Origin of the sequence: Marinobacter sp. SS8-8 (assembly GCF_030540945.1) — a bacterium.
GTDB lineage: Bacteria > Pseudomonadota > Gammaproteobacteria > Pseudomonadales > Oleiphilaceae > Marinobacter.
The window spans coordinates 20,484-46,454 of record NZ_JASSVN010000004.1 but is presented as its reverse complement, the minus strand read 5'-3'; the positions used below and the strand labels follow the sequence as shown (position 1 = coordinate 46,454).

Below are 25,971 nucleotides of genomic sequence, written 5' to 3'. Positions count from 1 at the left end.
CTCGCACGTCAGGGACTGTTTCGGATATCAACGTAGAGTACCAGACTTTGTCCGGGTTGCAGATAACGTGACATCTTCAGGTCGTTCCAGCTTGCGATGTCCTGCACATTTACGGAAAAACGGCTGGCAATACGGGCCAGGGAGTCGCCTTTGCGAACACGGTAGCCCACCTTCCGAACCATCGCCTCGCCCCGTGAGCTGCTGGCTGCCAATACCGTCGGTTGGCTGGTCTTCGACCAGATAACCAGCTCCTTGCCGGGCATCAGGGGGTCTCCCGGTGCCATGCCATTCCAGGCCGCAACCTCGCGAACGGACACCCGGTGCTCCCGGGCAATGTCCCAGAAGGTATCGCCCTTGCGAACGGTATACCGAACCTTGCTGCCGTCCCGCTCCCGGGACTGTTTACGGTCAAGGCGCTGGGAAGCGCTGAGTACATAGGCGTCACTGCCCTTGGAGGCAGAGGGAATAAGCAGGCGCTGGCCGATCCGGATCAGGTCACTGTTCAGGTTATTGACCTGCTGAAGCACCTTCGGTGTTGTCGAGAAGCGCCGGGAGATGGAATTCAGGCTATCGCCGGATTTCACCACATAATTGCGCCAGGAAACCCGGTTTTTGGCCGGTATCTGCGCCAGTGCCGACCGGAAGGTTTCCGCATTTTCAACCGGCACCAGCAAACGGTGCGGGCCTTCAGGGGTGGTTGCCCAACGGTTGTATGAGGGGTTGAGCAGGTAGATTTCATCAATGTCCACGCCGCCCATTTCCGCCGCCTGTGCAAGATCCAGCTGGGATCCGGTTTCGACGATCTCGAAATAGGGTTCGTCCTTCAGCGCGGGCAGTTCAATGCCATAGGCCTCCGGGTTGTCAAAGATCTTTGCCAGCGCGATCAGTTTCGGTACATAGTGGCGGGTTTCGCGCGGCAACTGAAGTGACCAGAAATCGGTGGGTCTGTTGCTGTTGCGATTACGGCGCAGGGCACTGGATACCGTGCCACCACCGCTGTTATAGGCGGCCAACGCCAGCGTATGGTCACCATCGAACCGGTTTGCCAGCCGTTCAAGATAGGTAAGAGCCGCATCGGTGGCGGCCACAACGTCGCGCCGTTCATCGTGCCACCAGCTTTGTCTCAGGCCGAAATGTTTCCCGGTTGAGGGAATGAACTGCCAGAGGCCGGCTGCGCGACCATGAGAGTAGGCGAAGGGGTCGAAGGCGCTCTCAACAACGGGTAAAAGGGCGTATTCCGCTGGAAGCCCGCGCTTTTCAGTCTGCTTCAGAATGTAATACAGGTAACGGCTTCCCCGCTCGACCACCCGGTCGATGTAGCCCGGGTGGCTCGCATACCAGTTCAGTTGATCACGAACACGCTCGTTGTCCACGTCATGATTCAATGCAAACCCGGAACGGAGTTTTGCCCAAAGATCTTTCTCAACAACTGCCGCCTCAGGGGAGGGCTGGACCGGATTATCAAGCTTGTCGCGGGCATTTCTTGCCGTGGTCTTGAGTTCGGGCGCTATGGCTTCATCCAGCGGCTCATTACGGGCAGCATCTCGCTTCTCTCCGGATACAACGGACTGTTTGAGGCTGTCGTCTCCCGCGGCTACAGTGACTTTTTCAGAGTCCAGGGGATTATCCTGAGCCTGTCCGTCCAGGATACTGCACCCGCTGATGAGGGCTGCGGTGAGAAACAAAAACGACATTCGTCTGACCGACATAAGAGACATCCGGTTCCAGGTTGAAGCCGGGTCCCGCGTCTGAAAATCCGGCATATTGAACAATTTACGGTCACAAAGTTGAAACGATTCTATGGGACCGCTTTTCAAGGGGCAAGAAACCTCTCGTTACGTCGATGAGAGGATTTGTTAATCGCGTACACCCCGGCGTCAGAAGTTGTCCTTGCCATGCCGGATGGCGGAAAATATGGCGCTGTCCGAATCGGCCGGCAGCCCCTGCCTGGTGCAGTAGGACCGGGCGGCATCGATAACCGCGGGATCGTCCCAGCGCAGAAACGGGTTGAGGCGCTTTTCATCTGCCAGAACGGAGGGCACTGTCGCTTTGCCGGCGTTCCGCGCTGTCTGGCACTGTTCCTCAAAATCTTTCAGTGCTTCGTCCTGGGGTAGCCAGCTACGGGCGAAGCGAAGGTTCGCCAGGGTGTATTCATGAGCGCAATAGACGGCGGTCTTTCCGGGCAAGGCCCGAAGGGTCTGCAGGGATTGGTGCATCTGCTCCGGCGAGCCCTCAAACAAACGACCGCAACCGCATACAAACAAGGTGTCGCCGCAGAACAGAACCGGCCGGCCTGCAACCTCCATATCGGTAAAGTAGGCAATGTGGTCGAGGGTATGGCCCGGAACACCGAGCACCTGGAAGGTAATGTCTTCCCAGATCACCTCATCTCCCGGGTGCACCTTGCTGGTGCTGCCCTGGAAGGGAGAGTCCGCCGGGCCGGTCACCCGGCAGCCGGCGAAGGCAGACTGCAGTTCCCTGACGCCTCCCACATGATCCGGATGGTGATGGGTCACCAGAATGGTATCCAGAGTCAGATGCTGTTCGGCCAGGTGGTCCAGAACCGGTTGCGCCTGCCCGGGGTCCACGATCAGGGCTTTGCCATTGGCGGCGTCAGACAGACACCAGATGTAGTTGTCGCTGAACGCAGGTATCGCGGAAATGGTTAGCATAGGGCCCCACATGTGCTTGTCGAATGTGACTGATATGATAGAGCATTAAATACAAGGCCCCAACCACAGGTTCGGCCTTCACGGAGTGGCGCAACGGTGAGTGATTCCGACGCAGTGGATTTTTCGGCCAGGCATGAGAGTTTCGAACGCTGGTTCCAGACCCCCCTGGGAAGGGCGCTGCTCGCCGATCAGCGGCGGTTTGTCGAGGCAGAGTTGCAGCACCTGACCGGGGCGAGGCAGCTTCAGGTTGGCGTGAGCCACCGGCTTCCCCTGGCCACCGGCACCGATTTTGCCCAGCGAATCATGACAACCCCCCGGTGGCATCCCCAGATACCCGATGGCGTTGCCATTTGTGACGCCGACGAGCTGGCATTTCCCGGTGATTCCATGGATCTGGTGGTGCTGCATCACACCGCGGATTTTTCACCCTACCCTCACCAGGTTATCCGGGAAGCTGCGCGGGTGCTCAGGGGGGAGGGCACCATGGCCCTGATCGGTTTCAATCCCCTCAGTCTCTGGGGGATGCGGAAACTCCTGTTCCGGAGCAAAGAGGGTCCCTGGGGTGGTCGTTTCCTGCTGCGGGGGCGCATGGAGGACTGGCTTCACCTGCTGGGCTTCAACGTTGAGGCCTCCGTTACGCGTTTTTTCCGGTCACCGCTACAGAGAAGTGGCCGGAAGACCGTCAGCCGGATTGATAATCGGCTATCCGGGAACAGGTTCCTGCCAGTGGGTGCCTATTACTGTATCCTTGCCAGGAAGCGCGTGCCTGCCCGGCTTCCCAGGCGACCTGTCTGGCGCCAGAGCAAGGTGATCAGCGTACCGGGCACCGGAGCGGTCGGTGCCTCACGGGGTTGCAGCCGGGGGCGTGCAGCCGAAACGGAACACCGATGCATAAAGCGGACTGACACATCGATTGACGGATCCAGGAGAGCGAATGGCTGGCAAGGTAATCCTTTACACCGATGGCGCCTGCAAGGGCAATCCGGGCCCGGGAGGCTGGGGCGTTGTATTGCGTTACGGTGATAGCCGAAAAACGCTGCACGGCGGCGAGGCAGGAACCACCAACAACCGAATGGAGCTTATGGCGGCTATCCGGGGGCTGGCGGCGCTCAAGCGCCCCTGTGAGGTGGAGCTGTTCACTGACTCGCAGTATGTCCGCAAAGGCATCACTGAGTGGATGGCCGGGTGGAAGCGCAACGGCTGGAAAACGTCAGCCAGAAAGCCGGTGAAGAACGAGGATCTCTGGCGCGAGCTGGACGCCGAAGTCGCAAAGCATAAAGTCAACTGGCACTGGGTCAAGGGGCATTCCGGCGTTCCCGACAACGAACTGGCAGACGAGCTCGCCAACCGAGGGGTTGAAGAGCTCGCCAATGCTTGATTCCCCGATGAACAGACTGCGGATAACCGGGTAGAGGTAATGAGACAGATTGTACTGGATACAGAAACCACGGGCATCGACCCGGCAAAAGGCCATCGGATCATCGAGATTGGCTGTGTTGAATTAATGGAGCGCCGGCTCACAGGGCGCAACTACCATGTCTACATTAATCCGGAGCGTGAGGTCGAGGCCGACGCCATCACCATTCACGGTATTACCAACGAATTCCTTGTCGACAAGCCAAAGTTTGCCGAAATTGCCGACGAATTCTTCGCGTTTATCAAGGGGGCCGAGCTGGTCATCCATAATGCCGCGTTTGATGTGGGCTTCATGGATGCCGAATTCGCACGCCTGAAACCGCTGCGAAAAACCGCTGATCATTGTGGCGTTGTGGATTCCCTGGCCATTGCCCGGGCCCGGCATCCGGGCCAGAAAAACAGCCTGGATGCCCTGTGCAAACGTTACGGTGTTGATAACAGTAACCGGGAGCTTCACGGAGCGTTACTGGATGCCGAGATCCTGGCCGATGTCTATCTACTGCTGACGGGCGGCCAGACCGCTCTGTCTCTGGATGCCAGCGCAGAAAGCGGCGGCGGTGCCAGCGGTATCCGCAGATTGTCGCCAGACAGGGAGCCACTGCCCGTGGTCCGGGCTTCCGTGGCGGAATGTGACGCCCACAAGGAATTCATGTCCCTCCTTGAAAAACAGGCCGGCAAAACCGTGTGGGGCAAACTCCGGAGCGCGGAATGAGAACTGGGTCGGCCTGTACCAAATGTTACATTCCGCCTTTCTTGAGCTACTTGAGTTTTGTGTTATAAGTAATGATAAGTTCGCCAGTTTTTTGTGAACTTGCTTTGGCCGGAAAAGGGTTCGACCGGCTCACAACAAAAAGGCCTGGCCCGCCATTACCGGGCCAATGTCCATCAAAGAGGGTGCGGTAGCCTCCGCAAAGTTAACGGGAAGCGTTTATGGTTCAGTCGTCTCTCGCGACGAAATCGCAGTCGTTTGATCTGGTCAAGAGTGAAATAGAACAGACCATCAAGCAGGCAGAATCCAGCCTTGAACGCTTTCAGGAAAACCGCGAAAGGGGTGAGGATCTCCAGAACTGTGTGGATTTCATCAACCAGCTTCGGGGCATTTTCATTCTCGTGGAGCTGCGGGGCGGAACCCTGCTTTGCCAGGAAGCGGTGACCATGGCCAACGACGTACCTGTTGGTGCCAATGACGATAAAAATATCCTGCTGACCACACTGAACAGCGCACTGTTTATCCTTCGCCGTTACGTGGAGTACTACCACCAGCAACGGGAAGATCATCCCGAACTCCTGTTGCCGGTTATCAACGATCTCCGGGCAGCCCGCAGGGAAAAACCCTATCCCGAATCCTGTTTTTTTGATGTCGATGTCAAGGAGCGGCCGGATTTCTGTGCCGGTTTTTCCGTTCAGTCTTTCGAGGGTGATGAGGCCGGATACGAAATACTGGCCCGGCGCATGCGTCTTACTTTCCAGGTTGCACTTCTGGGGATGCTTCGTGAGCGTAACGATGCGGTGAACAAAAAACTGATCGGCCGCGCGGCGCGAGGTTTCGCCCGTCTGTGCCAGGGCGCACCCATGGGCCAGATGTGGTGCCTGGTGGGTATCGTGGCTGACGCCATGCTTGATCGGGCCATGATGATCACCAAGGCACGCAAGCGCATGTTCATGCGGATTGAAAAGTACGCCCGGGAAGTGGTTTATGTCGGCAAGGTAGCGACAGCCAAAGATGCACCGGATTCGCTGATCCGTGATCTGGTCTATCTGCTTTACCGAAGCGGCTCGGCCAACCCGGAAGTCATCCAGGTACTTTCTGCCTACCATCTTGCTCCGGCCGACTACTCGGATGCCAAGCTCGAGGCCCACGCCCGTCGCCTGTATGGCCCGGGTACCGACGTGCTCAAATCCCTGTCGGAAGCCCTGCAGGATGAACTGAATCAGCTTAAAGACAAGCTGGATATCATCGAGCGCGGAATTGAGCCAGATCTTGCGGAGCTGTCTTCCATTGCGGACGCGCTGGAGCGCCTGGCCAATACCCTGGTTATGCTTGATCTGAACAAGCTGGCGGCTGTTTCAAGGGCGGAGGCCGGCAAACTGCGTGGCTGGGAAAAAGAGTCCCGTCTGCCGGGTGACGACGAGCTCTATCGCCTTGCCGACTCGGTTCTGGATATCGAAAACGCGGTCATGCAGATTGTAACCCGCGGTATTACCTCGGAGACCGATGCTCTTGCCAGCGGCGAAAGAAAGCGGGAAGAGTCCGTGTATCTGAGGGAAGCCCTTTACGTGGTTGCCGATGAAGCCCGCGGCGCGCTGACCCTGGCAAAACGGGCGATAACCGCCTTTATTGAATCCGGTTACGACAAGCTCCACCTCGCCAACCTGCCGGCAACACTCCACAGTATCTGGGGCGGTTTGCAAATGGTGAACGATCCCGCCTCTGCCAGTGTTCTCGAGCGGGTTGCAGCGTCAATCCAGGAGCGCCTGCTGGATGCCAGGGAAGCCCCGGCCGATCAGGTGCTGGAGGCACTGGCGGATGCCCTGACATCCCTGGAATATTACATAGAAAGCATGGGCAAGAGCGAAGACCGGAACCTTGACCTGCTTAAACTCGCCGAATCGTCGCTCGACGATGCAGGGCTTTGAGCAGGCGAGGGCAGCGGTCCAGTTCCGCGGCCAGTAATTGATTCCGGGTATAAAAAACCTGCGCAAAACGGCAGGTTTTTTATACCCGGTCAGGGCTGTCAGCCCATCCTGAACAGTTCCCCCAGTTTGGTAGCCAGCATCATGTCGCCTTCAGCACGCAGCTGGCCGGCCATGAACGCCTGCATGCCGTCAGTCTCGCCAGAAACGATGCCCTGCAGGGTTTCGGAATTCATGATCAGGGTAACGGAGGGGTCGCCATGGGCACCTTCGTGCATCTTGCAGGTGCCATCGTTGATGACCAGATGGTAGGTTTTGTCGTCTTCGATGTCGAACTGGAAAACCAGGTCCAGGCCCTGCGCTGCGTCTGCGTTGAAATTCTGTTCCAGCTTTTCAAATACCTGAGCTACAGACATTGTTTTACCCTTTTTGATGGTTGTCTTGTCATGACGGCGGCTTGATGTCCCTGGGTTCACGAGCCTTTTCGGGTGCCCGGGTGGAGCCGACCTCGCAATCCGACTTTATGGTCAGTGGTCGGTTCTGTCAAGGTTGATCGAACGCTTGTTTTAATTTTTTTGCTCTCCTTATCACCACAAATTCGGTAAGTTACACTCTTGTCTTTGCACACTCAGTTGGAGAAGCACTTTGGAGTTCCTGACAGAATACGGTTTGTTTTTGGCCAAAATCGTAACCTTTGCAGTGGCTGCGCTGGTCGTGATCTCTGTCATCATATCGGCAGCCCAGAAGGGCCGGGGCGATCATGAGGGCGAGGGAGAGCTCAAGATTGAAAAGCTCAATGAAAAGTACCGCAAATTGCGCGAGGTCATTCAGGCCAGACTGATGTCTGACCACGAACGCAAGGCGTTTGAAAAGGCCCGGAAGAAAGAACAGAAAGCCGAGAAAAAAGCGGCCAAGGTGAAAAAGCAGGAGAATAATGCCAGGGAAGAGAGCCGAGGGCGGGTCTATGTGCTTGATTTTGATGGTGACATCAAAGCCAGCGATACCGATCCTCTACGCAGGGCCATCACTGCCATACTGAGCGTAGCCGACCCGGAAAAGGACGAAGTCGTCATTCGCCTCGAAAGCGGTGGTGGGCTGGTTCACTCCTACGGCCTTGCAGCCGCCCAATTGGACCGTATCCGCACCAAGGGCGTCCGCCTGACCGCCTGTGTCGACAAGGTCGCCGCCAGTGGCGGTTACATGATGGCCTGCGTTGCCGACAAAATCGTTGCGTCACCCTTTGCCATCCTGGGGTCTATCGGTGTCGTTGCCCAGCTTCCCAATTTCCATCGCTTCCTCCAGAAAAACAATGTCGATTTCGAAGTGCTGACAGCTGGCGAGCACAAACGGACCATGACGATTTTCGGTGAGAATACAGATAAAGGCCGTCAGAAGTTCCTCGAAGATCTTGAGGATACCCATGTTCTGTTCAAGGAATATGTCAGTGAACGTCGGCCGGGACTGGATATAACTGCGGTAGCCAACGGCGATATCTGGTTTGGGAAGCGCGCACTGGAGGTAAAACTGATCGACGAGATCAAGACCTCCGACGAATATCTCATTGAAGCCTGCGACAGGGCGGATGTAGTCTCAGTGGCCTACCAGCGCAAACGGACGCTCCCGGAAAAACTCGGGTTGGCAACCAGTACAGCGCTTGAACACACCGTCTGGAAAATACTGAGTGCGTTTCGCAACCAGAAAATCCAGTAGCCTACAGAAAGCGGGGAACAATCATGACAAACAACACCGAATTCAAAGCATGGCGCGTTGAGGAACAGGGCGGAGAATATGTCGGGGCAGAAAAAACCCTCAATACCTCAGACCTTCCGGAAGGTGACGTGCTCATCCGGGTTACTCACTCTTCCCTGAATTATAAGGATGCGCTGTCGGCTTCCGGTAACAAAGGGGTTACCCGTTCCTTCCCTCACACCCCCGGCATCGACGCCGCCGGCGAAGTGGTGGAATCAGCCACCGGCACGCCCAAAGAAGGCAGCCCGGTTATCGTCACCGGTTACGATCTGGGCATGAACACCGACGGCGGATTCGGTGAATACATCCGTGTACCTGCTGGCTGGTGTGTGCCCATGCCTTCCGGCTGGAATGCCAGAACCGCCATGATCTATGGCACCGCCGGTCTTACTGCCGGCCTCTGCATTCAGAAACTCCTGACCATGGGTGCGAAACCCGCACAGGGTAAGGTCGCGGTTTCCGGCGCCTCCGGCGCAGTTGGTTCTGTCGCGGTGGAACTTCTGTCGAAGCTGGGCTTTGACGTTGTTGCCATCAGCGGCAAAGCCGACCACGCCGACGACCTCAAAGCCCTGGGTGCCAAAGAAGTCCTCGGCCGCGAAACCCTGGCCGAAGAAAAGAAACCGATGGTTAAACCAATCTTCGCTAACGCGGTAGACACCGTCGGCGGCGGCCCATTGGCCGAACTCCTCAAACAGATCCTGCCAGGCGGCTCCGTCTCATGCTGCGGCCTGGTTGCCGGACCTGGGCTGCAGACGACTGTGCTGCCGTTCATCCTGCGTGGTGTGAACCTGCTAGGCGTGGATTCCGTTGAGATCCCTCTGGCGGAGAAAGAAGCGGTCTGGAAGAAGTTCGCGGGTGAATGGGCCTGTCCGAAGACTGAAGCTTCGGCCCGCGATATCGGACGAGGTGAGCTGGATAGGGCGTTGAAGGCGTTCTTGAAGGGTGAGTCTTCCGGGAAGATTGTTCTTGATCACTCGAAGTAAGAAGCAAGATTGAGGAAGAGGCTTCCTGGTTTGTCGGATTACGGCTTCGCCTGATCCGACCTGCAGCTACCGGGAAAGTCAGGAAAAAGAATTCCCTGGAACCAACCGAGTAGCTGGTCGAGTAGCTGATATAGTAGAGAGGGAACTTGGTTTCCAAAACTGTGCGGAGCCATGGATGGCGGAGCCCAAGCGTCACAGGGATGTGCCGCAAGGAGCGTGTTTTGGAAACCAAGTTCCCTCTCTTCGTACTCCCAAGGCTTATTAAGAGGCCCGGCGCCGGAATAGGGGAATGTCGGTATCGGTAGCCGCCTGATACCCAAAGCTGAAGAAGTTCAGGCACCTCTCCGCCTTGGTAATATCCTTGTCAGGTCGAAGCACATAGGCATCGAACCCGCACCGCTTCATGAACTGAAGCTGGTCCAGCAGCACATCCCCGATGGCCCGCAGCTCACTCACATAGCCGAAACGTTCCCGCAGCAACCGCGCAATACTGTAACCGCGGCCATCGCTGAACTTCGGAAAATTCACCGCAATCACCGGCAACTCATTCACCCGGCCATCCAGGATCTCCGGCTCGTCATGGCTGTCGAACCACACGCCGATGTCCTGGCGGCCAGCAAAATGCTCATGGCCGGCCAGCCACAGATCCGCCGGGATCAGCGCCGGCTGGTCAGCGGGAATATCCAGTGACTCGCCCTCAGCAGGGCGGGGCACCACAACCCAGTTGTCGTGACGGATGCTGCCATCCCGGGAAATAACGTTAGGCATAAACCCGCTCCTTGAAAGGATCAATTCCAACACGGCGATAAGTGTCCAGGAAGGTTTCTTCCTCGGTGCGCTTATCCACGAACACATCAATGATCTTGGCGATCACCTCGGGCATCTCGTTCCGTGCAAACGACGGCCCCAGGATCTTGCCAATTGAGGCATCATGGTGGGACGAACCGCCCAGACTGATCTGATAGAACTCCTCACCCTTCTTGTCGACACCGAGAACTCCGATATTGCCAACATGGTGGTGACCACAGGCATTCATACAGCCGGAAATGTTCAGATCAATATTGCCCAGATCGTACAGGTAGTCGAGGTCATCGAACTTTCGCTGGATGGCTTCGGCCACCGGGATCGATTTGGCGTTGGCCAGGGCGCAGAAATCACCACCGGGGCAGCAGATCACATCCGTCAGTGTGTTCAGGTTAGCAGTGCCAAACCCCATGGGCGTGATGGCCCGCCAAAGCTCCAGCAGCCGATCCTGGCGGACATCCGCAAGTACCACGTTCTGATGGTGGGTTACCCGGATTTCGCCAAAACTGTATTCGTCGGCCAGATCCGCGATCTGTTCAAGTTGCCGGTCAGTGACATCACCCGGAGGCGTCCCGGTCTTCTTCATGGTCAGGGTAACAATGGCATAACCCGGTTTTTTGTGGGTGTCCACGTTATGAGTCAGCCACTGGTCAAAGCTTCTGTGCTCGAAACGCTGGCTAGCCAATAAGTCCGTGGCATTCTCGAGTGCTGCGTAATCCGGCTCGGTGAAGTAGCCCTGGATACGCTCAATGGCGTCGCGGGTCAGACGGGTCGGGGAATCCCTGATGTGGGCCCACTCGGCTTCGACCTTTTCGGCAAACCCTTCCGGCGTCAGTGCTTTGACCAGAATCTTGATACGGGCCTTGAACTTGTTATCCCGGCGACCGTACCGGTTATAAACCCGGAGCACGGCTTCCAGATAGGTGAGCAGATCCAGCTCGGGAAGAAATTCACGAATCACCGGCCCGACCATCGGTGTGCGGCCCAGGCCACCGCCAACATGAACCCGGAAACCCAGTTCACCGGCATTGTTGCGGACCATCTGCAGGCCGATATCGTGCACCTGAATGGCCGCCCGGTCTGTATGCTCCGACGCATTCACGGCCACCTTGAATTTGCGCGGCAGGAACGCAAATTCCGGGTGGAAAGTAGACCATTGGCGAATGATTTCGCAATAGGGCCTCGGGTCTGCAATTTCGTCAGACTGAACACCGGAGAACTGGTCCGTGGTGGTGTTCCGGATGCAGTTACCGCTGGTCTGGTTGGCGTGCATCTCCACTTCGGCCAGTTCTGCCAGAATGTCAGGGACATCCTCAAGCGCAGGCCAGTTCAGCTGCACGTTCTGACGAGTTGTGAAATGGGCGTAGCCTTTGTCATAGTCACGGGTGACGCGTGCCAGCCTGCGAAGCTGGTCAGAACGCATCATGCCGTAGGGAACACAGATCCTGAGCATCGGGGCAAGACGCTGAATGTACAGGCCATTCTGCAGGCGCAGGGGAAGGAACTCATCTTCAGCCAGTTCGCCGGCCAGGGCCCTCTCGGTCTGGTCACGAAACTGGGCAACCCTCTCAGCAGCTAACTGCTGATCGTGTTCATCGTATACGTACATAGTAGGAAGATCCTGCTTGAAAGCGTCATATCCGGGCCGACGGCCTTATATCTGCAGTGAAGGATAACAGCGGCCTTTTATTCTTAAAATGATTATTTCAAAATATGTTTATCGATTCAGGCGATAAGCAGGCAGAACAGTGAACTGGACGAATATCAATTTCCTGCTTAACTTAAAAGCGTCAGCGGAGCCGTTGCACCTCGCTGGAACTTCGATAACAAGAAAGCGACATTGAACCCGGAAAGAGGAAAAGACATGAAGAAGACCGTGCGCTCAGATAGCCAGGCGGATGCTGTTGCCGCCGTTCTGCTGGTCATGCTGGCTGTAGCATTGGCGGTGGTCTGGGTCTCCAGTCAATAACCTTACCGGCTGGCCAGAACCAGCTGCACGATCGCAATCAGTGCCACCACAAAACTGACGGTGAATAGCACGCCGGCAATAATGTAGGGCCAGGGGCTGTGGTTTGAAAAATCCTCTTCCCGGCGCTTGTCGGACTGAACCCCGAAAGCGCCAGCCAGGATGCTTTGCATGACTTTCAGAACGCCGGGTCCTTTTGGTTTTTGTTGATCCTTGTTTTCCGCCCCGGAGGATTCCCTCATAAAGCCGCCCCTGTTATCAGTCGAATCTGAAGCTTACTCCGCCGGATCGTATGCCAGGCTGGGCGCCAGCCAGCGTTCCGCTTCAGCCTTGGAAATGCCTTTGCGTGCAGCATAGTCCTCAACCTGATCCGCGCCAATTTTCCCGACCGCAAAGTACTTGGATTCCGGATGGGCAAAGTACCAGCCAGACACCGCTGCCGCCGGGAACATGGCAAAGTGGTCAGTCAGTTGGATACCGGCCTTGTTGGTGGCATCCAGCAGTTTGAACAGCGAGGCCTTCTCAGTGTGATCCGGGCAGGCGGGATAGCCTGGCGCAGGGCGAATGCCCCGATAGCGTTCCTTGATCAGATCGGCACTGCCCAACTGCTCGCCGGCGGCGTAGCCCCAGAATTCCTTCCGGACCCGCTCATGCATGCGCTCGGCGAACGCTTCAGCCAGCCGGTCGGCCAGGGCCTTGACCATGATGGCGTTGTAATCGTCATTGGCGTCCTTGAACTCCACCGAGAATTCCTCGGCACCCACGCCGGTGGTTACCGCGAAACCGCCCACATAATCACAGGTTTCCGACCCTTCAGGGGCCACAAAATCGGAAAGGGCCATCATTGGTTTGCCTGGCGCCTTCTCGTCTTGCTGGCGAAGATGGTGCAGGGTAGCCAGCTCTTCGGAGCGGGATTCATCCGTGTACAGTACAATGTCGTCTCCGCGCCGGTTCGCCGGCCAGAAACCGATGACGCCACGGGCGGATACCCGCTTTTCGTCGATCATCCGGTGGAGAATCGTCTGGGCGTCGTCAAACAGGTGCCGCGCAGCCTCGCCACGCTTGGGGTCATCAAATATGGCCGGGTACTTTCCGGAAATATCCCAGGACACGAAAAACGGCGTCCAGTCGATGTAATCGATCAGCTCGTTGAGATCATATTCCTCAAACACCCGGATACCGGTGAAGGCTGGTTTTGGTGGCTGGTAACCCTCAAAGCGGATGTCCGGCGCGCGATCCCGGGCTTCCTTCAGGGAGACCAGTCTGGTGCGGTCGCCCCGGTTCTTGCGGCGTTCGCGGACCTGGTCGTATTCGGAACGGGCGGCGCCCACCAGGTCGGGTTTGGCGGTCTTGCTGAGCAGTTGCGAAGCCACATTCACACAGCGGGAGGCATCCGAGACATACAGAGCGATGTCATTTTTGTACTGGGGTTCGATCTTGACAGCGGTGTGGGCCTTGGAGGTGGTAGCGCCACCAATCATCAGCGGAATGTTGAAATCCAGACGCTGCATTTCACGGGCGACGTGGACCATTTCATCCAGGGAGGGCGTGATAAGGCCGCTAAGGCCGATAATATCGACGTCATGCTTTATCGCCGCGTCCAGAATCCTGTCGCAGGGCACCATGACACCCAGATCAATCACCTCGTAGTTATTGCACTGAAGTACCACGCCCACGATGTTCTTGCCGATATCGTGGACATCACCTTTGACCGTGGCCATCAGGATCCTGCCCTTGGCTTTCTGGCCTTCGGTTTTTTCGGCTTCGATGTAGGGTATCAGGTGTGCCACGGCCTGCTTCATGACCCGGGCGCTTTTGACCACCTGGGGCAGGAACATCTTGCCGTCGCCGAACAGGTCACCGACCACGTTCATGCCGTCCATCAGCGGGCCTTCAATAACCTCAATGGGGTGGTTGGCTCTCTGGCGACAGGCTTCCGTGTCATCCACGATGTAGGTGGTAATACCCTTTACCAGAGCATGTTCCAGTCGCTTTTCCACCGGCCACTCACGCCAGGCGAGATCCTCTTCGTGGGTTTTGCCGCCTTGGCCCTTGTAGCGCTCGGCGATTTCAAGCAGGCGGTCGGTGGCGTCATCGCGGCGGTTCAGAACAACGTCTTCCACCCGTTCTTTCAGTTCCGGGTCGATCTCATCGTAAATGACCAGTTGCCCGGGGTTTACAATGCCCATGTTCATGCCGGCCTTGATGGCGTGGTAGAGAAACACGGAATGAATGGCTTCACGCACTATATCGTTGCCCCGGAAGGAGAAGGACACGTTGCTCACTCCGCCGGAGACTGAGGCGTAGGGAAGGTTCTTTCGAATCCAGCGGGTGGCATTGATAAAGTCCACCGCGTAGTTGTTGTGTTCCTCGATACCGGTGGCAATGGCAAAAATATTCGGATCGAAAATGATATCGCCGGGGTTGAAGCCGATGCCCGTCAGAACATCGTAGGAGCGTTTGCAGATCTGTGTCTTGCGCTCGTAGGTGTCTGCCTGGCCCTGCTCATCGAACGCCATAACCACAACGGCGGCGCCATAGCGCATGCAGTCCCTGGCGCGTTTGATAAACTCCTCTTCGCCTTCCTTGAGACTGATGGAGTTCACCACTGCCTTGCCCTGGATGCAGCGCAGGCCCGCTTCGATAACATCCCACTTGGACGAATCGATCATGATGGGAACCCGGGAGATATCCGGTTCGGAAGCCACCAGATTCAGGAAGGTAACCATCACCTCCTTGGACTCCAGCATGCCCTCATCCATATTGATATCAATAATCTGGGCGCCATTTTCCACCTGGTCCCGGGCGACGCTCAGGGCTTCTTCGTACTGCTCTTCCTTAATCAGTCGCAGGAAGCGTTTGGAGCCGGTGACATTGGTACGCTCGCCCACGTTGATGAACAGGGCGTTTTCATCGCCGGTGAACGGCTCGAGGCCAGACAGGCGCAGGGCCTTCGGACGCTCCGGAATCTTGCGGGGCGGGTACTTGGCAACAGCCTGGGCGACGGCTTCGATGTGGTCCGGGCGGGAGCCGCAGCAGCCACCGATGATGTTCAGGAAACCGTCCCGGGCAAAACCTTCGACAATCTCGGCCATTTCCTCCGGGGTCTGGTCGTATTCGCCAAACTCGTTCGGAAGGCCGGCGTTGGGGTGGGCGCTGACGTAGGTTTCGGCCTTGGCGGACAGTTCCTCCACATAGGGGCGCAGGGCGTCGGCACCGAGGGCACAGTTCAGGCCTACTGAAATTGGTCTGGCGTGAGCCACTGAGTTCCAGAAAGCTTCGGTCGTCTGGCCCGAGAGGGTGCGTCCGGAGGCATCCGTAATGGTGCCTGAGATCATGATCGGCAGGGTGACGCCGCTGTCTTCAAAATATTGCTGAGTCGCGTAAATCGCGGCCTTGGCGTTCAGTGTGTCGAAGATGGTCTCGATCAGAATCAGGTCGCAACCGCCTTCAACAAGACCTTCTATCGCCTCGTAATAGTTATCAACCAGGGTCTGGAAATCGACATTGCGGTACCCCGGGTTGTTCACATCCGGTGAAATCGACGCCGTTCGGGATGTGGGACCAACCGCGCCTGCCACAAACCGTGGTTTGGCCGGGTTCTTCGCGGTATATTCGTCCGCGACCTGCCGGGCCAGCCGGGCCGCCGACACGTTCAGCTCCTTGGCAATTTCCTCGAGGCCGTAATCCGCCTGGGACAGCCGTGTGGAGTTGAAGGTATTGGTCTCGATAATATCCGCGCCGGCATCCAGGTAATCCGCGTGAATATTACGGAGCAGGGCAGGCTGAGTCAGGTTCAGCAGGTCGTTGTTGCCCTGAACCTCCCGCTCGTAATCGGCAAACCGGTCGCCCCGAAAGGCCTGCTCGTCCAGTTTCAGGTTCTGGATCATGGTCCCCATGCCGCCATCAAGAATCACAATGCGTTCCTGCAGGGCCTTGTGGAGCTGGTCGAGACGGGTGTTACGATCAGTCATAGGATTACTTCCGGGTGTCGTTATTAACGCTGTATTGAAGTCAATGGCGCGGGATCATAGCAAAAATGCCTGAGCCCGTCTTAGTGCCAATGACCATTATCAATTGCCTTCCTGAAATGAGCTTGCATACGGGAAATTCATCACCCCTCGCAAAGCCCGACTATTTTACTTGGTCTTTCATGTTCCCGCGAACTGCCTTAAAATAGTTGCAAACTTTCAAATGGGTTGAAAACATGGCATTGGTTACTGTGACAGATCCCGCACGGGACTACCTCGCGCAACTTATCGAAAAACAGGACGTGGAAGGCATGGGCGTACGGATCTTCGTGACCCAGCCCGGCACTAAAAATGCCGAAACCTGTCTGGCCTACTGCCCGCCCAACGAAGTGGTTCCCACGGACGAGCAGGTAGACCTCGAGAAGTTCACCCTGTACCTGGACCACAATTCGGTGCCTTTCCTGGAAGAAGCGTATGTGGACTATTCAAAAGACCAGATGGGTGGCCAGCTCACCATCAAGGCGCCGAATGCCAAGGTGCCCAAAATCGACGACGACGCCCCCCTTCCGGATCGCGTCAACTATGTTCTGGCGTCTGAAATAAACCCCAATCTGGCGTCCCACGGCGGCGAAGTGTCTCTGGTGGAAATCGTCGATGGGTCCGTGGCTGTTCTTCGCTTTGGCGGTGGCTGCCAGGGCTGTTCCGCGGTCAGCCTGACCCTGAAACAGGGGGTTGAATCCACCTTGAAGGAGCGGGTGCCGGAAATCACCGCCGTGCGGGATGTAACCGATCACTCCTACACTGAAAACGCATACTACCAGTAAGCAGTAAGCAGTAAGCAGTAAGCAGTAAGCGCTCCTCACCGTGAGCTACCGCGTCTCCTGGGCTGCGGTAGCTGCCATCCAGGCTGCCGTAATACCGAGTTCACAAAGGCGGCACGGCCAATGTTGTGACCACTCGGTTGCTTTATCATTCGTCGCACAAACAGAAACAGCACACGGGTACAATCGTGTGTTTGTTGACGGATATATTACCGGCTTAACCGGATTACACACTCAAACCGGGGTCAAACTTGTTCGACGTTGCGCTTCTGTCATTGCCGCTCACGGCGGCTGTGGTTGGCTGGTTCACCAACTGGCTTGCCATCCAGATGTCTTTTTATCCCGTTCAGTTTACCGGCGTAGGGATTGTCGGCTGGCAGGGCGTTATCCCTCGCAAAGCCGAAAAAATGGCTCATATCTGCCTCGACAGAACCTTGCAGCAATTTGGCGACCTGAATGCGGTCTACCAGAAGCTTGAACCTCAACGCATTGTCGAGCAGGTTATTTCCCAGGTCACGCCCCGTATGGATGAGTACATTGATGAAGTCATGTACGAAATCCAGCCGGTGCTCTGGGATAACCTCCCCGTATTTCTGAAAAACCGGATTTATCAGTGGGCGAGGGAGCAGTTACCGTCCCGGATTGAGGATCTGGTGGAGGATTTTGGCGACGATCTGGATGAACTGGTGGACCTCAAGGCACTGCTCAGCCGGGAGCTGGCAACCCATCCGGACCTGATGAACCGGATCTTCAGGCAGGCGGGAGCGGTTGAGCTCAGGTCCGTGATCAACCGGGGCGCCATTATTGGCGGTATTCTGGGTGCGGTTCTGGTGCCGCTGTGGTCCAGGTATCCGGAGCCCTGGCTGCTGCCGCTCGGTGGCTTCGTGATTGGCTTTGTTACCAACTGGATCGCCATCAACCTCATTTTCGCACCGCTCAAGCCCCGGCGGTTTCTGTTCTGGAAAGTCCAGGGCCTGTTCCTGCGCCGCCAATCCGAGATCAGTGATGTCTGGGCGAAGCTGGTGGCCGAAGAACTGATGACAGTGGAAAAAGTGGCCGATGCCATGATAAACGGCAGTCACGGTGACCGAACCCGGGCTATCATCCAGAAGCACCTGCGGCCTTTGCTGGACAACTCTGTCATTATGAAACTGGCAGCGCAGGTAACCGTGGGCATGACGGGTTACACGGAACTGAAAAAGGCCATGAACCAGAAAGCCCTGCTGGCAACCCATGATGTGTTCAGTGATCCCGCCTTTAACCGCGAGCGGGCGCCGGTCGTGGCGGAGGTCCTGTCAGGCCAGATGAAAGCCCTGGAACCCTCCGAATTCCAGGACATTCTTCGCCCGGCTTTCCGGGAGGAGGAAAGCCAGCTGATGATCGTTGGCGGCATTTTCGGCGGTCTGGCGGGACTGCTGCAGTTCCTGTCCCTCACATACCTGACATTCCAGGAAAACTACGCCCTGTTCCTTTGAGGGCGTACTAAGGAGGAAGGCCATGCCTCTCTGGGCATCACTTACCGTTCAGGCTTTGGTTACGGCTGTCGCCGTGTTTCTCGTACTTGGAGGGTTCTGGCGCTTCGTCGTTCGTCCTTATCTGGACCGCAAAGTCGCCGAACTGATCGAGGCATCCCGGGAAATTGAACCGGCGGTTACACAGGGAGTGAAAAAGGGTGTGGCAGACACGCTGCGAGAACTGCCCGAGAGGGCCCTGGACGGTACCGTCAAGGAATCGACCCGCCAGTTTCTGAAGTTCGGCTCCGGGCTGTTTGAAAACGGGCTGAGCAGTTTCCTTGGGACTGCGGCAGACCTTGAGCGGGATAAACGGGAAAACCCCGGCAAGCCCTCCGAGCGCCCTACAGACAGTTAGTCGGCCGGGGCAGCCCGGCAATCCGGCAGGCGGTTTTTGCAGGTGTGCCGGGAAACAGCTGCATCAGGTAGATGCTGTTGCCCTTGTTCTCTCCAAGTGCCTCCTTCACGGCCTTCACGAACAGCCTGTTTGAGGGTGGCGACATTTCATGTTCCTTGTAAAAATAACGAAGGAACATTATGATTTCCCAATGATTTTCACTTAACTGAATACTATCATCCGCCGCAATCCTGATCGCGATGTCTTCCGTCCAGGCGCGGGCATCCTCAAGAAATCCTTCGTTATTGCGTTCCGGCATCGTGCTGCTTGTCATGGCTTACCAACTGATTACCCGTTGGGCCTGAAGCGACAATGCCACCATATCGCCAAACTCCACCAATGTCGCATCACCAATCGTATTACCGATACCACGGGCGGAAACGTCCGGCGAAAGTGCGAATACCTTGCCCATAGCCGGCAGGCTCCCTGCACAGAGCAACAAAACGCCGTTTTCGGTCAGCAACAGGGCATCTCCCTCGGATAGCAAGGCGAGGCATTGCGCTGCCCTGGGGTGCTGCGGGGATTTATTCAGAATATGCAGGGTATTGAATGAGCTCATGTCCGGTTAACCTGCAAACGCGGTGTGGTTGTATTGATCGAGCAGGGCTCCGTTGGCATCCACCAGAGTCACGCCGGTAATAAGCGAGGCCTCATCCAGCCCATACCTCTGGCAGGCTGAACGGTCTGCAAGGATCGCCTCAATGCCGAAAATGGGCGCTGCCGACAGGTTTTTCTCCACCGACTTCTGCGCTATGCCGGCCGCATCCTGTGCCCGCTTCAGCCAGATGACTCCCGCACCGGTAAACAGCAGCGATGCCGACTGGTCGAACGCAGCGAGGGAGAATGCCATGTCCAGTGCTTCTCGCCCGTTCCAGGTGCCATAGGGTGGCTGGTCTATCATGATCAGGGTGCTCATGGTTAGCCTCCGGCGTGGAAATAGAGTGTTCGTGTAGACATCATACGGCCCTCAACCCATTCGCCCAGGCCGGCGATTTCGAAAGGGTGAAGCAGGTTGGAACCAGGTAACGCGTAGCGCTTCTGCTCGGTTTCGTTCACCAGACCCCGGCGCAACGCAGAAGCAATGCAGGCTATTCCGGGGATGCCATGGTGTTCGAGAAAGCCCGCCCATTCCTTTGGCCAGTGCGTCTCGTCAGAGGGGGGCGCACTCAGTGCCGAGGCGAGATGAACACCGTCACCGTAGAGGAAGATGCGGGCGATGCGGTGGCCTGCGTCCGTGGCAGCCCTGGCGAAGCCCAGGGCCGTCTGGGGGGCCTGGGAGGAATAAGGTGCGCCAGTAATGACCAGGGTGAAGGTTTCAGATGAGGTATCGGCCATGATTCTGGTTCGTTTGTGGTTATGGATGTTCCGGGTGTTTTCAGTGTACCTGAAGCAAAAAGTACCTGAAGCAAAAACCCCGGCAACTGCCGGGGTTTTGGAGCGGGTTATTCCAGCCCGGTATCAGTTGTCGCCACTGAACGCGGACAGCAGGTTCAGCAGGCTGAGGAACAGGTTGTAGATTGAAACATACAGGCCGACCGTCGCAATAATGTAATTGCGCTCGCCGCCCTTGATGATCTGGCTGGTCTCAAACAGGATCATAACGGATGCGAAAATGGTGAAGCCTGCGGATACCGCCAGTTGCAGGGCAGAGCTTTCCATCAGGAAGGCCAGTAGCATGGCGCCGATCAGCACAAACGCGCCGGCGGTCAGGAAGCTGGACATGAAGCTGAAGTCTTTCTTGGTGATGATTGCCGTTGCGGACAAGCCCACAAAGGCGATTGCAGTCAGCGTCAGCGCTTGAGCAACGATCTGAGAGGCTCCGGCGGCAACGAATGCGCCAATGATCGGGCCAAGGGTGTACCCCATGAAGCCGGTCAGGGCGAAGGTGGTCACGATACCCCAGGGGCTGTTCTTCAGCTTATAGGTCGCGAACAGCAGACCGATGTATCCCACAATGGTGATCAGAAAACCCGGATGGGTTCCGTTCATGTTCAGGAAAGCGGTAAGCGCCGAGAAGGCGAGGGTTATACCCAGTAGCATGTAGGTGTTGCGCAACACACTCATCGCGTCAGCGCTGATTCCTGTGGTTGCACGCTCGGTCTGGGGAGCAGAATAGGCTCCCTGAGAATTTTGAACGCCGAAACGTTTGTCTGCCATTGTCATCTCCGTTTTATAACGACTGGATACTGTATCTCATCATAGTGTCAGATACGCAACTTTCAATCGTTTACGACATGAAACTGGCCCCTGGATTCCATTAAAGACCGTTAATGTTGGAAAATACGGTGGGTTTTATGCAGGGCGTTGACAGCACAGGCAATTCCGGTATCATGCTTCCCGCTGTCGCAATGGCGGCAATGGGAAAACGGTGGGCTGGCAGAGTGGCTTAATGCAGCGGTCTTGAAAACCGCCGACGGTTAGTAGCCGTCCCGGGGTTCGAATCCCTGGCCCACCGCCATTTTATATTTTCATAGAAAAATCAGCACCTTACACAGCCCCTATTGACCTGCTGTTGACCATTTCCGACACCATAAAGTGTATATTCATGGCACCGGATTCTGGTCATCCATAGCCAGACAAAAAGCTCTCAAACACGCCGTTTATGGACGGAAATTAGCGAGTCTCTGGCACCTGCTCATCTGTCAGCTTACGCTTTGCCCCTATCTGTTTACCTTTGGCCTTAGCGGCTGCTATGCCTTCCCGCTGGTGCTCCCTGATCATCGACCGCTCGAACTCAGCAAAGGCTCCTATCATCTGAAGCTGTAGCAGCTGGAATGGGTCAGCTTACTCAAGTGGACACTTTGCCGAGCAGGCTTGGCCCCAGCCCTTTCCCGTGAGGCGCAAAGCCTGAAAGAACTCGCCAGAGGTCGAAGCATGGGCGGGTACCGGGGAAGCCAGATGTTCACGCGATTAAAGAATACAGACGAATTTTGTGTTAATTTTCGATTCGGTTGACTGTCACGGTAGACGGCACGGAGTCTTGTCGCGCTCGCAGAAACGGAAAAGTAACAACACATGGCCTCATCACGCAAAACACAAGAAAGACCAATTGGCATTGACCTGTTCGCAGGTGCTGGTGGTTTATCCCTGGGCTTCGAACAGGCCGGTTTCGATGTGGCGGCTGCCGTAGAGATTGACCCAATTCATTGTGCTACGCACGAGTACAACTTTCCGTACTCTAAGGTCATCTGCGCGAGTGTCACAGATCTGACAGGTGAGGACATCCGGCAGCGTGCTGATCTGGGAAATCGACAAATCGATGTCGTCTTCGGCGGAGCGCCGTGTCAGGGATTTTCACTCATCGGTAAACGCACTCTCGATGACCCCCGGAATCAGCTGGCGTCAGACTACGTGCGCCTAGTTTACGAACTTCAGCCCCGTTACTTCGTGTTTGAGAATGTTAAGGGCCTGACAGTTGGCAGGCACGTGAAGTTTCTTAAAGACATGATCAAGGCCCTAACGGACTCGGGCTATGATGTGGTCAACCCTTACGAGGTGCTGAATGCGGCTCACTACGGTGTCCCGCAGTCGCGCCAGAGGCTATTTCTCATGGGGGCCAGGCGTGGCCTACCCCTGCCTGTATATCCCGAGCCATACAATGGAATGGTCACTGTCAAGGAAGCTATCGGTGACCTGCCGGACGCTAACGAATTCCCTGAACTTGTCGATTCAGACACGGTTGCGACTGACTGGGAAACCACATCGACATATGCACGAATCCTCAGGGGCCAACAAACCGATGAGTCAGACTACAGCTTCCTCCGTCGTTTTGATAACTCACTGCTGACATCGAGCTTACGAACAAAACACACGGAGTTATCCCAGTCTCGATTCCTTGCTACTGAACCCGGCAAGACGGAGCCAGTGAGCCGTTTCAGAAAACTTGATCCTGAGGGTCTGTGCAATACCTTGCGGGCCGGGACCGATAGTGCGAGGGGTGCCTTTACCTCACCACGACCGATCCACCCTGAGTTACCACGGGTCATCACCGTGCGTGAAGCTGCGAGGCTCCATTCTTATCCCGACTGGTTCAGGTTCCATTCAACAAAATGGCATGGCTTCAGGCAGGTCGGAAACAGTGTTCCGCCCATGCTGGGAAGATCTGTGGCCAGGCAAATTGCAGAGGCGCTCCGTTATACCCCGGTTCATCCCGCTGAACACATTAACCTCGGTGCTGACGAACTGCTTCACATGGACATGAGCAGGGCCGCGAAAAAGTTCGGTGTCCCAGTCGACACCATAGCTCAGAGGACACGAAAGACTGCTAAAGCTGTTGAGCAAGCGGAAGATGCGGAACAACTGACTCTGGCCCTGCAAGCTGCAATCACTGAGGAAGCTAATGCCTAAGAAAAAGCAAAACCGATACAGCGCCCTGATCGCGGAAATATTTGGTAACCATTACCAGTCCGGCATAACTGAGTTTGTCTTCGAGCGGAGTGAACTGATTGATTGTGCAAACAAACTACAGGTCGAGCTCCCAAAGAATCCCGGCGACGTGATTTATTCCTTCAGGTATAGAAACGACTTCCCTCAAACCATTCAGGAAACTGCGCCCGATGACCTTGAGTGGATTATTGTAGGCGCGGGCCGCGCAAAGTACCGTTTCAAGCTCGTGAAACTCAATCGCATCGTACCGCGCGACGACCTAATAAAAGTAAAGATTCCAGATTCAACACCGGAAATTATCAACGCATACGCTCTAAACGACGAGCAAGCTCTCCTTGCGAAAGTCAGGTACAACAGACTGGTAGATACTTTTTTGGGAGTTACTGCGAACTCGTTGCAAAACCACCTCAGAACTACCGTCAAAGGGATAGGTCAGATCGAAATTGATGAAATTTATGTTGGCCTGAACAATCATGGACAACACTTCGTAATTCCGGTGCAGGCAAAGGGTGGAAAAGACAAACATGGATCAGTCCAGACATCGCAGGATATCCTGCTCTGCGAGCAAAAATTTCCAGACCTGGCCTGCCGTGCTGTGTCCGCGCAGTTCATGGATGATAACCTTATCGCAATGTTTGAGTTGGTGATGCAGGATGACGAGGTGTGTGTGGTGCAGGAAAAACACTATCGCCTCGTACCCGCTGCAAGCATTACGAAAGCGGACCTGGAGCTATACGCGAGGTCCGAGTGAGCCCCACTGAAGAAACTGTGAGGGAGCTTGCATTGTTTGAGGGTGATGATGAATAAAGATCACCCTCACGGAGCTTACTGTTACTCTGTTATTGGCACACGGGGATGGTATCGACTGCGGCTTTCAGTTCCGACACGGCCTTACCTTTGGAGTACAGGCCACAGGTTAGCGAGAGGTTTCGGGTGAGCCCCATGGTCCATGCAGCGGTGCTTTCTTCTACGCCGCCTCTCTTGTATGTGCCGATCCAAAGGCGCGGTTATTTGCCGCTGCTCTGCATTAGCAGCCTGACCCTTCTTTGCTGATGGGGTCCACTTCACATCATACCCACCGGAATCCCGCATTTCCCGTGGTTTCTGGGGTTATAGGGTGTCGGCGCAGTTTCCTGGCCCACCGCCATTTTTCCATCTTCTTTAACCTGAAACTCCCGACTTCAACTCACTTTCCCAGTGGTTTTCCCTACTTGGATTAACGTCAGGGTACCCTCACAATGGGCGTCGTGATATCGCGAGGGCTCGTTATGGCAGACTCACAAAACCCCCGGCAATTCAAAGCCAGTTCGGCGGAATGTCGTGACCGGAAGTTCTCTGTGTCGGTGAACCGGGGCAAGGCCAGCCAAAAGACCCGGTACGTTGAAGCCGGCGGCGCGGCGGTGAACACCGGTGCGTGCACTCTCTGCCAGTCGATGCCTGACCTTTCCGGGGATAGTCAGGAGGGAGAAGACCGGAGCAACTGATGCTGCCCCGTATTTCCAATAGCAGCAGCTCAGAGGTTCCGGCCGGGATAGATCCGCTCTTTCTGCTCGTCTGCCCTCTGCTGGCGCACAGCCACTGCTTCCGGCTCGTTCCTGGGTACCTGCCAGCCCTGCAGATTCTCTTCGATCAGCTTCACCAGCGCTTCTATGTGCCCGGGCGTGGCGTTCAGTGCCGTGATATAGCTGAACCCCTCGCCGCCCGCCGCCAAGAAATATTCACGGTTCTCCCCAGCGATTTCCTCAATGGTCTCAAGGCAATCGGATGAGAATCCCGGGCAGAACACGTCGATGGATTTAACGCCTTTGCCAGGCAGTGATTTGAGCGTCTCGTCCGTGTAGGGCTTTAGCCATTCCTCCTTGCCAAACCGGGACTGGAAGGTGGTCATGTAATCTTCTTCGCTCAAACCAAGCCGCCCGGCCAGCAGCCTCGATGTTTTGTGGCATTCACAGTGGTACGGATCGCCCCTGGTCAGGTACTTCAGCGGAACCCCGTGGTAGGAGAGAACCAGTTTCTGGTTGCGCCCGTGGTTGGCCCAGTGGGCCTCTATGTGACGCGCCATGGCCTCAATGTAAGGCGGGTAGTCCGGGTAGTGGGAAATAAACCGGAAATCCGGCAGCCACCGGCGTCTGGTGAAATCGCGGGCAACTGCATCGAAGGTTGATGCGGAGGTAGACGCCGAGTACTGGGGGTACAACGGAAGGATTAGAAGTTTCCGAACACCCTGCTCCTGCATTTCGTCCAGAACGCGGGAAATCGAGGGGTTGCCGTAACGCATGGCAAATCCAACCACGACATTGGCGCCGTATTTGCGCTTGAGCGCTTCCCGGATGCCCTCAGCCTGTTTCGCAGTGTGCAGCAGCAGGGGCGAGCCCTCTAGCTGCCAGACACTGGCGTAGGCCTCTGCACTGCGCCTGGGGCGAATCCGCAGAATAACGCCGTGCAGGATCAACCACCACACAGGCCGGGGCAGTTCCACCACCCTTGGGTCCGAGAGAAATTCAGCGAGGTACCGGCGCAGTGCGGAGGTTGTAGGGGCGTCCGGGGTACCCAGGTTGGTTACCAGCACGCCCAGCCTCTCAGGCTGTGCGTGGCTGAAATTCTCTGAACCTTTGAATTGCATGCGGTCGATCCTGAGCGTTGGTTTTGCGTTGTGAAAAG

25 protein-coding genes, 1 tRNA gene and 1 pseudogene are annotated in these 25,971 nt (G+C 56.3%); 13 read left to right on the top strand and 14 right to left on the bottom strand.

The genetic code is table 11. The annotated features are described in order from the left end of the window. Positions 1-8: 8 nt before the first annotated feature. Together QPL96_RS05770 and gloB are read right to left on the bottom strand one after the other, a co-directional pair. Positions 9-1,709 (bottom strand): LysM peptidoglycan-binding domain-containing protein, encoded by a 1,701-nt coding sequence (locus tag QPL96_RS05770; protein WP_303286210.1) that lies wholly within the window; start codon positions 1,707-1,709, stop codon positions 9-11. 168 nt (positions 1,710-1,877) lie between these two features. Further along, complete coding sequence (gloB, locus tag QPL96_RS05765; protein ID WP_303286208.1) at positions 1,878-2,672, bottom strand: hydroxyacylglutathione hydrolase; 795 nt, start codon at positions 2,670-2,672, stop codon at positions 1,878-1,880. A 96-nt stretch (positions 2,673-2,768) separates the two neighbouring features. On the opposite strand from gloB, the gene QPL96_RS05760 reads away from it, so the two are divergent. The 4 genes from QPL96_RS05760 (at position 2,769) to QPL96_RS05745 (ending at position 6,725) form a co-directional block, all read left to right on the top strand. After that, positions 2,769-3,695: a class I SAM-dependent methyltransferase gene (locus QPL96_RS05760; protein WP_368388905.1), complete on the top strand. Its 927-nt coding sequence runs from the start codon at positions 2,769-2,771 to the stop codon at positions 3,693-3,695. Then, positions 3,607-4,050 carry a ribonuclease HI gene (gene rnhA / locus QPL96_RS05755; protein ID WP_303286207.1) on the top strand — a complete coding sequence of 148 codons (444 nt, stop codon included), beginning with the start codon at positions 3,607-3,609 and terminating at the stop codon, positions 4,048-4,050. Before QPL96_RS05760 ends, rnhA begins: the two co-directional genes overlap by 89 nt. Positions 4,051-4,089: 39 nt before the next feature. After that, complete coding sequence (gene dnaQ, locus QPL96_RS05750) at positions 4,090-4,800, top strand: DNA polymerase III subunit epsilon (protein WP_303286206.1); 711 nt, start codon at positions 4,090-4,092, stop codon at positions 4,798-4,800. A gap of 218 nt (positions 4,801-5,018) precedes the next feature. Next, positions 5,019-6,725, top strand: a complete 1,707-nt coding sequence (locus QPL96_RS05745) for a chemotaxis protein (RefSeq protein WP_303286204.1) — start codon at positions 5,019-5,021, stop codon at positions 6,723-6,725. A 98-nt stretch (positions 6,726-6,823) separates the two neighbouring features. Here the strand turns inward: QPL96_RS05745 and QPL96_RS05740 are convergent, their stop codons facing one another. Then, positions 6,824-7,138: an SCP2 sterol-binding domain-containing protein gene (locus tag QPL96_RS05740; protein ID WP_303286203.1), complete on the bottom strand. Its 315-nt coding sequence runs from the start codon at positions 7,136-7,138 to the stop codon at positions 6,824-6,826. 229 nt (positions 7,139-7,367) lie between these two features. On the opposite strand from QPL96_RS05740, the gene sohB reads away from it, so the two are divergent. Both sohB and QPL96_RS05730 read left to right on the top strand, forming a co-directional pair. Beyond that, positions 7,368-8,432 (top strand): protease SohB, encoded by a 1,065-nt coding sequence (gene sohB / locus QPL96_RS05735; protein ID WP_303286201.1) that lies wholly within the window; start codon positions 7,368-7,370, stop codon positions 8,430-8,432. 23 nt (positions 8,433-8,455) lie between these two features. After that, on the top strand, positions 8,456-9,454 hold the full coding sequence (locus QPL96_RS05730) for a YhdH/YhfP family quinone oxidoreductase (RefSeq protein ID WP_303286200.1): 999 nt from the start codon (positions 8,456-8,458) through the stop codon (positions 9,452-9,454). 261 nt (positions 9,455-9,715) lie between these two features. On the opposite strand, the gene QPL96_RS05725 is transcribed toward QPL96_RS05730, so the two are convergent. The 4 genes from QPL96_RS05725 to metH form a co-directional block, all read right to left on the bottom strand. Beyond that, positions 9,716-10,222: a DUF934 domain-containing protein gene (locus tag QPL96_RS05725; protein WP_303286199.1), complete on the bottom strand. Its 507-nt coding sequence runs from the start codon at positions 10,220-10,222 to the stop codon at positions 9,716-9,718. Beyond that, positions 10,215-11,867, bottom strand: coding sequence for a nitrite/sulfite reductase (locus QPL96_RS05720; protein ID WP_303286198.1), 1,653 nt, complete (start codon positions 11,865-11,867; stop codon positions 10,215-10,217). Before QPL96_RS05720 ends, QPL96_RS05725 begins: the two co-directional genes overlap by 8 nt. 362 nt (positions 11,868-12,229) lie before the next feature. After that, on the bottom strand, positions 12,230-12,466 hold the full coding sequence (locus tag QPL96_RS05715) for a DUF2970 domain-containing protein (protein ID WP_303286196.1): 237 nt from the start codon (positions 12,464-12,466) through the stop codon (positions 12,230-12,232). A 33-nt stretch (positions 12,467-12,499) separates the two neighbouring features. Next, on the bottom strand, positions 12,500-16,198 hold the full coding sequence (metH, locus tag QPL96_RS05710) for a methionine synthase (RefSeq protein WP_303286195.1): 3,699 nt from the start codon (positions 16,196-16,198) through the stop codon (positions 12,500-12,502). Positions 16,199-16,431: 233 nt separating this feature from the next. Between metH and nfuA the strand changes: the two genes are divergently transcribed. From nfuA to QPL96_RS05695, 3 genes are all read left to right on the top strand, one after another. Continuing rightward, complete coding sequence (gene nfuA / locus QPL96_RS05705; protein ID WP_303286194.1) at positions 16,432-17,019, top strand: Fe-S biogenesis protein NfuA; 588 nt, start codon at positions 16,432-16,434, stop codon at positions 17,017-17,019. A 248-nt stretch (positions 17,020-17,267) separates the two neighbouring features. Continuing rightward, positions 17,268-18,491, top strand: a complete 1,224-nt coding sequence (locus QPL96_RS05700) for a DUF445 domain-containing protein (protein WP_303286192.1) — start codon at positions 17,268-17,270, stop codon at positions 18,489-18,491. Positions 18,492-18,513: 22 nt separating this feature from the next. Continuing rightward, the gene (locus QPL96_RS05695) at positions 18,514-18,885 is read left to right on the top strand and encodes a hypothetical protein (RefSeq protein WP_303286190.1); all 372 of its coding nucleotides are present in this window, start codon (positions 18,514-18,516) and stop codon (positions 18,883-18,885) included. On the opposite strand, the gene QPL96_RS05690 is transcribed toward QPL96_RS05695, so the two are convergent. The 5 genes from QPL96_RS05690 to QPL96_RS05670 form a co-directional block, all read right to left on the bottom strand. Further along, positions 18,872-19,198 carry a TusE/DsrC/DsvC family sulfur relay protein gene (locus QPL96_RS05690; protein WP_303286188.1) on the bottom strand — a complete coding sequence of 109 codons (327 nt, stop codon included), beginning with the start codon at positions 19,196-19,198 and terminating at the stop codon, positions 18,872-18,874. The two genes, QPL96_RS05695 and QPL96_RS05690, sit on opposite strands and share 14 nt — an antisense overlap. Before the next feature lie 3 nt (positions 19,199-19,201). After that, positions 19,202-19,483, bottom strand: coding sequence for a sulfurtransferase complex subunit TusB (gene tusB / locus QPL96_RS05685; protein WP_303286186.1), 282 nt, complete (start codon positions 19,481-19,483; stop codon positions 19,202-19,204). Positions 19,484-19,489: 6 nt separating this feature from the next. After that, a complete protein-coding gene (locus QPL96_RS05680) occupies positions 19,490-19,840 on the bottom strand; it encodes a DsrE family protein (protein WP_303286185.1) in 351 nt (116 codons plus the stop codon). A 2-nt stretch (positions 19,841-19,842) separates the two neighbouring features. After that, positions 19,843-20,259: a sulfurtransferase complex subunit TusD gene (gene tusD / locus QPL96_RS05675; protein ID WP_303286184.1), complete on the bottom strand. Its 417-nt coding sequence runs from the start codon at positions 20,257-20,259 to the stop codon at positions 19,843-19,845. A 123-nt stretch (positions 20,260-20,382) separates the two neighbouring features. After that, complete coding sequence (locus tag QPL96_RS05670; protein ID WP_303286183.1) at positions 20,383-21,081, bottom strand: Bax inhibitor-1/YccA family protein; 699 nt, start codon at positions 21,079-21,081, stop codon at positions 20,383-20,385. 210 nt (positions 21,082-21,291) lie between these two features. Here QPL96_RS05670 and QPL96_RS05665 point away from each other — a divergent pair. After that, positions 21,292-21,382: transfer RNA gene (locus QPL96_RS05665), tRNA-Ser, on the top strand. 173 nt (positions 21,383-21,555) lie between these two features. On the opposite strand, the pseudogene QPL96_RS05660 reads toward QPL96_RS05665, so the two are convergent. Continuing rightward, positions 21,556-21,693 (bottom strand): annotated as a pseudogene (locus QPL96_RS05660) (recombinase family protein); the annotation flags it as partial. Positions 21,694-21,939: 246 nt separating this feature from the next. Between QPL96_RS05660 and QPL96_RS05655 the strand changes: the two are divergent. The 3 genes from QPL96_RS05655 to QPL96_RS05645 all read left to right on the top strand — a co-directional run bounded on the left by QPL96_RS05655 (position 21,940) and on the right by QPL96_RS05645 (position 24,794). Continuing rightward, the gene (locus tag QPL96_RS05655; protein ID WP_303286182.1) at positions 21,940-23,271 is read left to right on the top strand and encodes a DNA cytosine methyltransferase; all 1,332 of its coding nucleotides are present in this window, start codon (positions 21,940-21,942) and stop codon (positions 23,269-23,271) included. Further along, on the top strand, positions 23,264-24,061 hold the full coding sequence (locus tag QPL96_RS05650) for an endonuclease (protein WP_303286181.1): 798 nt from the start codon (positions 23,264-23,266) through the stop codon (positions 24,059-24,061). The genes QPL96_RS05655 and QPL96_RS05650 overlap by 8 nt, the downstream gene beginning before the upstream one ends. Before the next feature lie 517 nt (positions 24,062-24,578). Further along, complete coding sequence (locus QPL96_RS05645) at positions 24,579-24,794, top strand: hypothetical protein (RefSeq protein WP_303286180.1); 216 nt, start codon at positions 24,579-24,581, stop codon at positions 24,792-24,794. 29 nt (positions 24,795-24,823) lie between these two features. Here QPL96_RS05645 and hemH read toward each other — a convergent pair whose 3' ends face one another. After that, complete coding sequence (gene hemH / locus QPL96_RS05640; RefSeq protein WP_303286179.1) at positions 24,824-25,933, bottom strand: ferrochelatase; 1,110 nt, start codon at positions 25,931-25,933, stop codon at positions 24,824-24,826. Positions 25,934-25,971: the final 38 nt, after the last annotated feature.

Bases quoted from the DNA above. Each gene is read 5' to 3' on its own strand.
- QPL96_RS05770 (WP_303286210.1), bottom strand. From the start codon at position 1,709: ATGTCGGTCAGACGAATGTCGTTTTTGTTTCTCACCGCAGCCCTCATC.
- gloB (WP_303286208.1), bottom strand. From the start codon at position 2,672: ATGCTAACCATTTCCGCGATACCTGCGTTCAGCGACAACTACATCTGG.
- rnhA (WP_303286207.1), top strand. From the start codon at position 3,607: ATGGCTGGCAAGGTAATCCTTTACACCGATGGCGCCTGCAAGGGCAAT.
- dnaQ (WP_303286206.1), top strand. From the start codon at position 4,090: ATGAGACAGATTGTACTGGATACAGAAACCACGGGCATCGACCCGGCA.
- QPL96_RS05745 (WP_303286204.1), top strand. From the start codon at position 5,019: ATGGTTCAGTCGTCTCTCGCGACGAAATCGCAGTCGTTTGATCTGGTC.
- QPL96_RS05740 (WP_303286203.1), bottom strand. From the start codon at position 7,138: ATGTCTGTAGCTCAGGTATTTGAAAAGCTGGAACAGAATTTCAACGCA.
- QPL96_RS05730 (WP_303286200.1), top strand. From the start codon at position 8,456: ATGACAAACAACACCGAATTCAAAGCATGGCGCGTTGAGGAACAGGGC.
- QPL96_RS05725 (WP_303286199.1), bottom strand. From the start codon at position 10,222: ATGCCTAACGTTATTTCCCGGGATGGCAGCATCCGTCACGACAACTGG.
- QPL96_RS05720 (WP_303286198.1), bottom strand. From the start codon at position 11,867: ATGTACGTATACGATGAACACGATCAGCAGTTAGCTGCTGAGAGGGTT.
- QPL96_RS05715 (WP_303286196.1), bottom strand. From the start codon at position 12,466: ATGAGGGAATCCTCCGGGGCGGAAAACAAGGATCAACAAAAACCAAAA.
- metH (WP_303286195.1), bottom strand. From the start codon at position 16,198: ATGACTGATCGTAACACCCGTCTCGACCAGCTCCACAAGGCCCTGCAG.
- nfuA (WP_303286194.1), top strand. From the start codon at position 16,432: ATGGCATTGGTTACTGTGACAGATCCCGCACGGGACTACCTCGCGCAA.
- QPL96_RS05695 (WP_303286190.1), top strand. From the start codon at position 18,514: ATGCCTCTCTGGGCATCACTTACCGTTCAGGCTTTGGTTACGGCTGTC.
- QPL96_RS05690 (WP_303286188.1), bottom strand. From the start codon at position 19,198: ATGACAAGCAGCACGATGCCGGAACGCAATAACGAAGGATTTCTTGAG.
- tusB (WP_303286186.1), bottom strand. From the start codon at position 19,483: ATGAGCTCATTCAATACCCTGCATATTCTGAATAAATCCCCGCAGCAC.
- QPL96_RS05680 (WP_303286185.1), bottom strand. From the start codon at position 19,840: ATGAGCACCCTGATCATGATAGACCAGCCACCCTATGGCACCTGGAAC.
- tusD (WP_303286184.1), bottom strand. From the start codon at position 20,259: ATGGCCGATACCTCATCTGAAACCTTCACCCTGGTCATTACTGGCGCA.
- QPL96_RS05670 (WP_303286183.1), bottom strand. From the start codon at position 21,081: ATGGCAGACAAACGTTTCGGCGTTCAAAATTCTCAGGGAGCCTATTCT.
- QPL96_RS05655 (WP_303286182.1), top strand. From the start codon at position 21,940: ATGGCCTCATCACGCAAAACACAAGAAAGACCAATTGGCATTGACCTG.
- QPL96_RS05650 (WP_303286181.1), top strand. From the start codon at position 23,264: ATGCCTAAGAAAAAGCAAAACCGATACAGCGCCCTGATCGCGGAAATA.
- QPL96_RS05645 (WP_303286180.1), top strand. From the start codon at position 24,579: ATGGCAGACTCACAAAACCCCCGGCAATTCAAAGCCAGTTCGGCGGAA.
- hemH (WP_303286179.1), bottom strand. From the start codon at position 25,933: ATGCAATTCAAAGGTTCAGAGAATTTCAGCCACGCACAGCCTGAGAGG.